Here is an 11607-nt window from a genome sequence, read left to right on the forward strand (position 1 = left end):
GAAAGAATACCCATGGCAAGAGACTTTTCGTTGAAGAACACGCGTAATATCGGTATCATGGCTCACATTGATGCTGGTAAAACGACGACTACTGAACGTATTCTTTATTACACTGGCCGTATTCATAAAATTGGTGAAACACATGAAGGTGCTTCACAAATGGACTGGATGGAACAAGAGCAAGACCGTGGTATCACAATCACATCAGCTGCAACAACAGCTGCATGGAATGGTCACCGCGTAAACATCATCGATACACCTGGACACGTAGACTTCACTGTAGAGGTTGAACGTTCATTACGTGTACTTGATGGTGCGGTAACAGTACTTGATGCACAATCAGGTGTAGAACCTCAAACTGAAACAGTTTGGCGTCAAGCTACAACTTATGGTGTACCACGTATCGTATTTGTAAACAAAATGGACAAAATGGGTGCAAACTTCGACTACGCAGTAAGCACTTTACATGAGCGTTTACAAGCGAACGCAGCACCTATCCAATTACCAATTGGTGCTGAAGATGAATTTGAAGCAATCATTGACTTAGTTCAAATGAAATGTTTCAAATACAACAACGACTTAGGTACGGAAATCGAAGAAATCGAAATCCCTGCTGATTACCAAGAGCGTGCTGAAGAAGCGCGTGAAGCGTTAATCGAAGCCGTTGCTGAAACAAACGATGATTTAATGGAAAAATACTTAGGTGGAGAAGAATTAACTGTTGAAGAGCTTAAAGACGCAATCCGTCAAGCTACTACAGACGTTGAATTCTACCCAGTATTATGTGGTACAGCATTCAAAAACAAAGGTGTTCAATTAATGTTGGACGCTGTTATTGACTACTTACCATCACCATTAGATGTTAAACCAATCGTTGGTCACCGTGCTGACAACCCTGAAGAAGAAGTAATCGCTAAAGCTGACGATGACGCTGAATTCGCTGCATTAGCATTCAAAGTTATGACTGACCCTTATGTTGGTAAATTAACATTCTTCCGTGTGTACGCAGGTACATTAACTTCAGGTTCTTATGTTAAAAACTCAACAAAAGACAAACGTGAACGTGTAGGTCGTATCTTACAAATGCACGCAAACTCACGTGAAGAAATCAGCACTGTATACTCAGGTGATATCGCTGCTGCAGTAGGTCTTAAAGACACTGCAACTGGTGACACGCTTTGTGGTGAGAAAAATGACATCATCCTTGAGTCAATGGAATTCCCAGAGCCTGTTATCCACTTATCAGTTGAGCCTAAATCAAAAGCTGACCAAGATAAAATGGCACAAGCTTTACAAAAATTACAAGAAGAAGACCCAACATTTAAAGCACACACAGATGAAGAAACTGGTCAAGTTATCATCGGTGGTATGGGTGAGCTTCACCTTGACATCATTGTTGACCGTATGAAGAAAGAATTTAATGTAGAAGCTAACGTTGGTGCGCCAATGGTATCTTACCGTGAAACGTTCAAACAAGCTGCTGCAGTACAAGGTAAATTCTCTCGTCAATCTGGTGGTCGTGGTCAATACGGTGATGTTCACATCGAATTCACACCTAACGAAACTGGTGAAGGTTTCGAATTCGAAAACGCTATCGTTGGTGGTGTTGTTCCTCGTGAATACATCCCATCAGTTGAACAAGGTCTTAAAGACGCAATGGAAAACGGTGTCTTAGCTGGATATCCATTAATCGATGTAAAAGCAAAATTATTTGATGGTTCATACCATGATGTCGATTCATCTGAAATGGCCTTCAAAATTGCTGCATCTTTAGCACTTAAAGAAGCTGCTAAAAAATGTGAACCAGTTCTTTTAGAACCAATGATGAAAGTTACAATCGAAATGCCTGAAGAATACCTAGGCGATATCATGGGTGACGTAACAGCACGCCGTGGTCGTGTAGATGGTATGGAAGCACGCGGTAACGCACAAGTTGTTAACGCTTATGTTCCACTTTCAGAAATGTTCGGTTATGCAACATCATTACGTTCTAACACGCAAGGTCGCGGTACTTACACAATGTACTTCGATCACTATGCAGAAGTACCGAAATCAATTTCTGAGGAAATCATTAAAAAGAACAAAGGTGAATAATTCACTGCGTGATTAATCCCTTGTTTATAAATTGATTTTTTCAGCAAAATGCTTTATAAAGGTAATAAAGAAAATATGTCTCATGTTGGTGAGTAACTTTCATGAGATATATTTAAAAATTTAATTCTTAATTTGAATAGGAGAGATTTTATAATGGCAAAAGAAAAATTTGATCGCTCAAAAACACATGCCAATATTGGTACTATCGGTCACGTTGACCATGGTAAAACAACTTTAACAGCTGCTATCGCAACTGTATTAGCAAAACACGGTGACAGTGAAGCACAATCATACGACATGATTGACAACGCACCTGAAGAAAAAGAACGTGGTATTACAATCAATACTTCACACATCGAATACCAAACTGACAAACGTCACTATGCACACGTTGACTGCCCAGGTCACGCTGACTATGTTAAAAACATGATCACTGGTGCTGCACAAATGGACGGTGGTATCTTAGTAGTATCTGCTGCTGACGGTCCAATGCCACAAACTCGTGAGCACATCTTATTATCACGTAACGTTGGTGTACCAGCATTAGTAGTATTCTTAAACAAAGTTGACATGGTTGACGACGAAGAATTATTAGAATTAGTAGAAATGGAAGTTCGTGACTTATTATCTGAATACGACTTCCCAGGCGATGACGTACCTGTAATCGCTGGTTCAGCATTAAAAGCTTTAGAAGGCGATGCTGCATACGAAGAAAAAATCTTAGAATTAATGAACGCTGTTGACGAGTACATTCCAACTCCAGAACGTGACTCTGACAAACCATTCATGATGCCAGTTGAGGACGTATTCTCAATCACTGGTCGTGGTACAGTAGCTACTGGCCGTGTTGAACGTGGTCAAATCAAAGTTGGTGAAGAAGTTGAAATCATCGGTTTAACTGAAGAATCAGCTAAAACAACTGTTACTGGTGTAGAAATGTTCCGTAAGTTATTAGACTACGCTGAAGCTGGTGACAACATTGGTGCATTATTACGTGGTGTTTCACGTGAAGATGTACAACGTGGTCAAGTATTAGCAGCTCCAGGTTCTATTACACCACACACAAAATTTAAAGCGGAAGTTTACGTATTATCAAAAGACGAAGGTGGACGTCACACTCCTTTCTTCTCTAACTACCGCCCACAATTCTATTTCCGTACTACTGACGTAACTGGTGTTGTTAACTTACCAGAAGGTACTGAAATGGTTATGCCTGGCGATAACGTTGAAATGGAAGTTGAATTAATTTCTCCAATCGCTATCGAAGACGGTACTCGTTTCTCAATCCGTGAAGGTGGACGTACTGTAGGATCAGGCGTTGTAACTGAAATCCACGAATAAGATTAACTCTTATCTTTGAGATAGAAAAAGCTAGCACATTTGTGCTAGCTTTTTTGAATACTGTTTTTAGTAAGATTAAACATCTCAAAACTTATGATAAGAGCAGGTATATTTGTTATAAGTAGGTTTCTAATATGTATGCAGAAGTGAGTTGCCTAAAAAAAGGACTTATGTTACATTAAAAATATAGAAGGGACATGCGGTAACATGCCCCAGAGCCCGTTAAAAAGACGGTGACTAATTATAATAGTGCAAAGACCATCACACTTCAGCCAAAGTTAGTGATGGTTATTTTTTTATTGCAGAGAAAAATTTTAAAAGCCCTTAAACTTCTTTCGATGAGGTTTAAGGGCTTTTAACCGTTTAAATAACGCCTTCTAATTCTAATATTTTCATAAATGTACTCACAGTATATTTCATGGCGGCCACATCAATATCAAAGTTTGGACTATGATGTGGCCAGTCTGTTTGCTTTTCTGGGTTACCACAACCGGTAAAGAAAAAGGCACCTGGTAAAGCATGTAAGTAATACGAAAAGTCTTCACCAATCATCATTAAATCAGCGTCATGATAGCGGAAGTTCAAAGCGTTTGCAGCAGTTTTTACAATGTCTGCAGAAGTTTCGTGATTATATACAGGCAAGTAACCGTTAATGTAATCTAAGTCATAAGTAATGTCATTCGCTAGTGCCAATCCTTGTAACAATTTATCTAGTTTTTGATGAATATGTTGCTGAACGGACGGGTCAAATGTACGAACGGTGCCACGACAATGTGCTGTATCTGGGATAACGTTATCGGCATCGCCAGCTTCAATTTTACCGAACGAGATGACGGCTTGCTTCACTGGATCAAGTGTACGTGACACAATTTTTTGTGTGCTTAGAATGAACTCTGCCATAATGACGATCGGATCGATGGTTTCATGAGGTTTCGCACCATGTCCGCCTTTGCCATAGATGGTAATATTAAATTCATCAGGTTGTGCCATCATTGCACCAGGACGTGTGTGAATTGTCCCTGTTGGATAGCCACTCCACAAATGGTTGCCATACACTTTATCTACCCCAGCGAGCGCATTGTCAGCAATCATTCCTTGTGCACCGCCCGGCATTTCTTCTTCGCCATATTGAAAGATTAGTACGACTGCGCCTTTTAATTGTGCTTGATGTTCATGTAGGAGTTCGGCGACTATTAATAAAATCGCTGTATGACCATCATGACCGCACGCATGCATGACACCGGGTACTTTTGAGCGATAAGAAACATCTTTCATATCTTCAATGGGTAATGCATCAAAGTCCGCACGTAACGCGATAGTTGGCCCTTTTTCAGTATCTCCAATGGTTGCGACAATCCCGTTTTGACCGACACGTTCCCGAATTGTAAAGTCTAGTCGCTTTAATCGCTCAAGAATATAAGCATGTGTTTGCTTTTCTTGAAATGAGCGTTCTGGATATTGGTGTAAGTGACGGCGTATCGTAATGGTTTCTTGTTCTTTCTCGCCTGCACGTTGGAACCAATCAGTCATGGGGGTTCACTCCTTCGTAAAGATTATGATAATATTATACACTTGCTTTTCAGTTTGTTCAAAATACGTTATGATAAAAGAGTATTAGCAAATAGGAAAGGGGAATGAATCGTGGTACAAATGCTACACGACTTTCTAGAAGAAAATATTAACTATTTGAAAGACAACGGTTTATACAACGAGATCGACACAATTGAAGGGGCTAACGGTCCAAAAATTAAAATTGCAGGTAAAGAATATATCAACTTGTCATCAAACAACTATTTAGGCCTTGCGACAGATGCAGATTTAAAAGCAGCAGCGAAAGAAGCGATTGACTCACATGGTGTAGGTGCTGGTGCGGTGCGTACAATTAACGGTACCCTTGATTTACACGATGAGTTAGAAAAAACATTAGCAGAATTCAAAGGCACAGAAGCAGCAATTGTGTATCAATCAGGCTTTAACTGTAATATGGCTGCGATTTCAGCAGTTATGAACAAAAATGATGCGATTTTATCAGATGAATTAAACCACGCATCTATTATTGATGGTTGTCGTTTATCAAAAGCGAAAATCATTCGAGTAAACCATTCAGATATGGATGATTTACGTAAAAAAGCAAAAGAAGCTGTTGAATCAGGTCAGTACAACAAAGTGATGTATATTACTGACGGTGTATTCAGTATGGATGGCGACGTTGCGAAATTACCTGAGATTGTTGAAATTTGTGAAGAATACGGCATTATGGTTTATGTCGATGATGCACATGGTTCAGGTGTTATGGGTAAAGGCGCAGGGACTGTGAAACATTTCGGCTTACAAGATAAGGTTGATTTCCAAATTGGTACATTATCAAAAGCAATCGGTGTTGTGGGTGGTTATGTAGCAGGTTCTCAAAAATTAATCGACTGGTTAAAAGTACAATCACGTCCATTCTTATTCTCAACATCATTGGCTCCTGGCGATACAAAAGCCATCACGACAGCTGTTAAAAAATTAATGGCGTCTACAGAGTTGCATGATAAATTATGGGATAACGCGAACTATTTGAAAGAAGGCTTAAACAAGCTAGGCTTTAATACAGGCGAATCTGAAACACCGATTACACCTGTGATTATTGGTGATGAGAAGAAAACACAAGCTTTCAGTAAACGTTTGATGGAAGAAGGCGTTTATGTGAAATCTATCGTATTCCCAACAGTACCACGTGGCACAGGTCGTGTACGTAATATGCCAACTGCTGCACATACAAAAGAAATGTTGGATGAAGCATTAGCGGTATATGAACGTGTAGGTAAAGAACTCGATATTATTTCATAATTGAATAGATAATATTTTAAGCGCAGTCACCGTGTATGGGGGACTGCGTTTTTTAGGTTGTGCTAAATGTTAAATTTGGTTCATATTATATTGATGAATTTTGGTTAATATTTATAGGTAGTTTTTTAATCTTTTCTCCGTGGATGTTAACAATGGTTGTCTTAGCTTTGGTCTATGCTGTAGAGAAGAACGATGAATAGTAAGGTGCATGATTCTTATGGTTGTATAACAAATACTATTTTATATGTATGCTCTGTGTGTACAAGAAAGCGCTTCGATGTTATAATACGGTTGGATAAGTTAATAATGAGCATAACAAAAGAACATTTGTGTTTATCAGAGAGACAGTTAGGAGATGTAATCATTTATGAAAAGAATATTTATCACTGGTGCGTTAGGACAAATCGGAACAGAACTTGTTGCCAAATGTCGTGAAATTTATGGGAACGACAATGTATTAGCAACAGATATTCGCGAGCCAGAAGCAGGTTCTGTTGTTGCAGAAGGTCCATTTGAGATTTTAGATGTCACAGACGCAGAAAAAATGGAGCAGTTGATTGCTGACTTCAAACCAGACACAATGATGCATATGGCAGCTTTATTATCAGCGACTGCAGAACAAAAGCCATTACTCGCATGGAACTTAAACATGGGTGGCTTAGTAAATGCGTTAGAAGCTGCACGTAAATATGATTTACAATTCTTCACACCAAGCTCAATCGGTGCATTTGGTCCGAATACACCTAAGAAAAATACACCTCAAGTTACAATCCAACGTCCGAACACAATGTACGGTGTGAACAAAGTATCAGGAGAATTATTATGTGATTATTACTTCACTAAATTTGGTGTAGATACGCGTAGTGTACGTTTCCCTGGACTTATTTCTTATATTAAAGAACCAGGTGGCGGTACAACAGACTATGCGGTAGACATTTATTTCCAAGCAGTTCGTGAAGGCAAGTACACAAGCTACATCGATCGTGGTACGTTTATGGACATGATGTTTATGGACGATGCGATTGACGCGATTATTAAGTTGATGGAAGCGGACGGTGGCAAGTTGATCAACCGTAACGCATATAACTTAAGTGCCATGAGCATTGACCCAGAAATGGTAACAGCAGCGATTCAAGAACATGATCCGAACTTTACAGTAGATTATGATGTTGATCCTGTACGTCAAGGTATTGCAGAAAGTTGGCCTGATAGCATCGATACAAGCTGTGCACGTGCTGAGTGGGGCTTTGATCCGAAATACGACTTAGCAGCGATGACAACACGCATGCTGGAAGGTATTAAAGAAAAAGATAGTCAAAAAGCGTAATATATAAGCAAGTGAGACAGCGTATTGCATAATGAGCAGTGTAGCCGTCTCACTTTTTTTACACATAATTGAGGTTTAAGAATATATTAAATTTTCGCAAAACTCATTGAATTATGATGGTCGAATTGTTATAATGCTTTTATTACATTTACAATATACATAATTACAGGGGGCATTTATTATGACAGATTTAGTGAAATTAGAACAACGCCAATCGTTAAAAGAGAAACCAGATCAATCTTCTTTAACATTTGGTGAAGTATTTACAGATTATATGTTGAGCTTTGAATATACAGAAGGTCAAGGTTGGCATGATTTGAAAATCGTACCGTATGCGCCGATTGAAATCTCGCCAGCTGCACAAAGTGTACACTATGGTCAATCTGTATTTGAAGGATTAAAAGCATATAAACATAACGGAGAAGTCGTTTTATTCAGACCAGAAGAGAATTTCAAACGTATTAATGTGTCATTAGAGCGTTTAAAAATGCCACGAATTGATGAAGATTTATTATTAGAAGGTTTGAAACAATTAGTAGACGTAGACCGTGATTGGGTACCAGAAGGAGAAGGTCAATCATTATACATTCGTCCGGTTGTTTTTGCGACAGAAGGTATTTTAGGAGTAGCCCCGTCTAAAAATTACCGCTTATTAATTATTTTATCACCATCAGGTTCATACTATGGTGGAGATTCATTACGCCCTACGAAAATCTATGTTGAAGATGAATACGTGCGTGCAGTGCGTGGTGGTGTAGGTTTTGCGAAAGTTGCGGGTAACTATGCAGCAAGTTTATTAGCACAAGCGAACGCAAATGCACTCGGTTTTGACCAAGTATTATGGTTAGACGGTGTAGAACAAAAGTATATTGAAGAAGTAGGTAGTATGAACATCTTCTTCGTTATCAATGGAAAAGTTGTGACACCATCATTAAACGGTAGTATCTTGCCAGGTATTACACGTAAAACGGTTCTTGCATTAGCTGAAACGCTTGGTTATGAAGTGGAAGAGCGTCGTGTATCTATTGATGAATTATTTGAACACTATGAAAAAGGCGAATTAGAAGAAGTATTCGGTACAGGGACAGCAGCCGTTATTTCGCCAGTGGGTGAATTACAATTCAAAGATCAAAAAATGGTCATCAACAACAATGAAACTGGTAAGGTCACTCAAGCGTTGTACGATAACTACACAGGTATCCAAAGTGGCAAGTTAGACGATCCACATAACTGGCGTTTAGTCGTGCCACATTACGAAAGATAAGTTTGAAATGAGCAGTTAAATAGAAAGCGTTATATCCTCACATCATAGAAGTGTTATAATTTGGTGTGGGGTTATTATATTTTTGGAAAATAATGCAGTGTATTATGGTGGGTTTAGGTGTAAAGTTTTACTGGGTATAGGATTAGGAATAAAGCAAGGCAAGGGATATGGGAAACGTATTTGAAGTACTTAAAGATAAAAAATATTGCAAAGAAAAAACGAATGATATTCATTAAAGGAGATTACACATGAAGAAGGATATGAAAGAAAAAATTGTACAAATGCTTAAGGAACAATGGATAGAAGATATTTTGAACACCACTGAATTAGAGACACTTGAAAAACAGAATAAGTACTACTTAAAAACATTGAAAAATATAGAAATGATTGCCCTAGTAGACGATGTAGAAGTTGCACAGGATGCTGAGCCGATTGTAGAGAAAAAAGCAAACACAGACGAATATATCTTTGTACGTCATTTGTTAGGTGGCGAAGGATTGAATTCAGAGACAGGTCAGAAAGTATTTGTTCCGGAATCTGTTGTTAGAAACGAACAGCTTGAACAAGGGAATAAATTTATTTTTGAAGAAAATGGCAATGGTTATAATAGACACAGTTATCGTAAAATCAGTTCAGAAGTATTCGATACAACAGAAGCTTTTGAGATTGTTGGATATGATTATGCGATTGTCGATTATGATGATAGCATTCATAGATATGTTTGTAAGCGACATTTTGATGAAGGTCAGTTAACGAGTATCCCGACATGTCTATTGAATGAAAAAGATGTGATCAAGTTTAATATTAATGAAGAAGATATTATTAGCATTGCACATACGCCGAACCATGCGACAGCACGTATTAGATGGAAATACGATTCAGATGAAATTATGCCAACGCCTATTAAAAGAAAATCGTCTTATTATAAAGAGAGCCATGAACAAGACGAATTGGACGATACAGAAAAAGAATTATTTAAAGGCATTGAAGTAGGTATTATCGGTGCCAGTCAATTTATTAACAACTATATAGAAGAAGTGGAACAACGTGGCGGTAAGGTTCATCACACAGAATCAGACACACAGTTACAAGTAGAAACATTAGTGAGCAAATCAGATATTATCGTGATTCCTATTTTAACGGTAAGTCACGCTAAAGCAGAACAAGCCAAAGCGAGAGCGAAGAAAGAAGAGAAACCATTTATTATCTTGAAAAATAGTGGTAGAAGTAGTTTTGTCAGTGAATTGAGAGAACATTTACATTTAATTGAACCAAAAGAAGCGGAATAAATATAAGCGTAGAAAAGCGTCTGGACATGATAGAAATGTTCAGGCGCTTTGTTCTGGTGAATAAAATGACGGCGAATAGATGTTGAATATTGTTAGAGGCGTAAGAAATGGTCGGTTTGTATTTAAATGGATTGGGATTTATTCGGAAAAATAATGGTATGATAAATATAGTTCATATGATTTAAGAGGAGATATTAAGTTGCCAAGATAATTGTAATTTAAAAGGAGGAGTAGTAACAATGGAATCGAAACTTGATTTAATAATGGGGAGCATGTCAGTAGCAATGGCAATATTTGTTTATATACTGACGCCTGAACATATTGGGCTTCCAATAGTAATGTTTGTATCAGGTATGTCACTTATTTTAATTGGTATCAAAAATAAATCAAAAACTAAGACAAGTAAATGCGATGATAAATCTGAAGAAAAATGAATTTTGGACTACAGAAGTTGCCGAATCAATTCTAATATTTATTGAATAAATGTATGTGAAAGTGAATGAAACGACAGAAACAGGTGACGAAAATGGCGATAAAATGGTTATTATTTGATAAAGACGGGACGTTAATTCAATTTGATCAAAGCTGGGTCAAACTTGGTATTCAATTAGTCGATGATGTGTGTACGTATTTTGAAATTATGCAACATGATGCGGTGTATGATGCAATCGGTATTGAAGGGAATGCATTTCGACCGGGAAGTGTGATGGCATCGGGATCGCTTGAAGAAATGGCATGTATATTTGATCAATATACAGAAGTTCAAACGTATGAATGGGTATGTGCACGTAGCCAACAGTTGATTGATACACGTGTGCCTGAAAGTGTATTGTACGATGGTGTGCGAGAGACTTTAGTTACATTGAAAAAACGAGGCTATCAACTCGCAATTGTTACAGGTGATAATGCGCATGGTGTGTCACACTTTTTAGAACAGACGGTTTTTCAAGATATGTTCGGCTGTGTCATTTCTACAAATGGAGACAATTATGAAAAGCCTGATCCATGTCTTTTGGCACCACTATGGTCACGTGGTGTGACAGGTGATGAAATGGTAATGATTGGTGATACAGACTTAGATATGCAGACTGGGCGTCAGGCGCAATGTGCCAAGACGATAGGCGTGCGTACTGGATTAGGGCAAGAAGCGACTTTTGAAGAAGCGGATATTATATTAGACGATGTGACGCAAATATTGAATTATTTGAGTGAATAGCTAAATTATTGTTATAGCATATACTTTATTCTGCTATAATAATTGCATATGTATGATTCGAATGAGCTTTATGATAGAGAAATGAAAGCTTATACGTATATGTGCAGTAACTGAGTGATAGCAAATTATACATTGTTGCCATCCTGTCAATTATCTATAATCATTGACGTATATTATATTGAATAATGAAGAAAGAGTGAGTTTTATTGAAAAAGGGGTTTCCTTATCTTAATTGGCTTAAAAT

Annotated in this window: 9 protein-coding genes; 8 read left to right on the forward strand and 1 reads right to left on the reverse strand. The window is 38.0% G+C overall.

All coding sequences use genetic code 11. The features are described 5' to 3' along the window. The first annotated feature begins 12 nt into the window (after positions 1–12). Together fusA and tuf are read left to right on the forward strand one after the other, a co-directional pair. Complete coding sequence (gene fusA, locus TP70_RS03125) at positions 13–2094, forward strand: elongation factor G (RefSeq protein ID WP_044359259.1); 2082 nt, start codon at positions 13–15, stop codon at positions 2092–2094. Positions 2095–2247: 153 nt separating this feature from the next. After that, positions 2248–3435 carry an elongation factor Tu gene (tuf, locus tag TP70_RS03130; RefSeq protein WP_044359260.1) on the forward strand — a complete coding sequence of 396 codons (1188 nt, stop codon included), beginning with the start codon at positions 2248–2250 and terminating at the stop codon, positions 3433–3435. Positions 3436–3798: 363 nt separating this feature from the next. Here the strand turns inward: tuf and TP70_RS03135 are convergent, their stop codons facing one another. Further along, positions 3799–4965: an amidohydrolase gene (locus TP70_RS03135; RefSeq protein WP_044359261.1), complete on the reverse strand. Its 1167-nt coding sequence runs from the start codon at positions 4963–4965 to the stop codon at positions 3799–3801. 111 nt (positions 4966–5076) lie between these two features. Between TP70_RS03135 and TP70_RS03140 the strand changes: the two genes are divergently transcribed. The 6 genes from TP70_RS03140 (at position 5077) to TP70_RS03165 (ending at position 11363) form a co-directional block, all read left to right on the forward strand. Beyond that, positions 5077–6267 carry a glycine C-acetyltransferase gene (locus TP70_RS03140; RefSeq protein ID WP_044359262.1) on the forward strand — a complete coding sequence of 397 codons (1191 nt, stop codon included), beginning with the start codon at positions 5077–5079 and terminating at the stop codon, positions 6265–6267. 367 nt (positions 6268–6634) lie between these two features. After that, positions 6635–7594, forward strand: a complete 960-nt coding sequence (locus TP70_RS03145; RefSeq protein WP_044359263.1) for an NAD-dependent epimerase/dehydratase family protein — start codon at positions 6635–6637, stop codon at positions 7592–7594. Between the two features lie 181 nt (positions 7595–7775). Beyond that, positions 7776–8858 carry a branched-chain amino acid aminotransferase gene (locus TP70_RS03150; RefSeq protein ID WP_044359264.1) on the forward strand — a complete coding sequence of 361 codons (1083 nt, stop codon included), beginning with the start codon at positions 7776–7778 and terminating at the stop codon, positions 8856–8858. A 248-nt stretch (positions 8859–9106) separates the two neighbouring features. Continuing rightward, complete coding sequence (locus TP70_RS03155) at positions 9107–10147, forward strand: DUF2325 domain-containing protein (protein ID WP_044359265.1); 1041 nt, start codon at positions 9107–9109, stop codon at positions 10145–10147. 239 nt (positions 10148–10386) lie between these two features. Then, entirely contained in the window at positions 10387–10581 is a 195-nt protein-coding gene (locus TP70_RS03160) for a hypothetical protein (protein ID WP_044359266.1), read from the forward strand. A 92-nt stretch (positions 10582–10673) separates the two neighbouring features. After that, on the forward strand, positions 10674–11363 hold the full coding sequence (locus TP70_RS03165; protein WP_044359267.1) for an HAD family hydrolase: 690 nt from the start codon (positions 10674–10676) through the stop codon (positions 11361–11363). Positions 11364–11607 lie beyond the last annotated feature (244 nt).

Origin of the sequence: Staphylococcus microti (genome assembly GCF_000934465.1) — a bacterium.
Classification (GTDB): Bacteria; Bacillota; Bacilli; order Staphylococcales; family Staphylococcaceae; genus Staphylococcus; species Staphylococcus microti.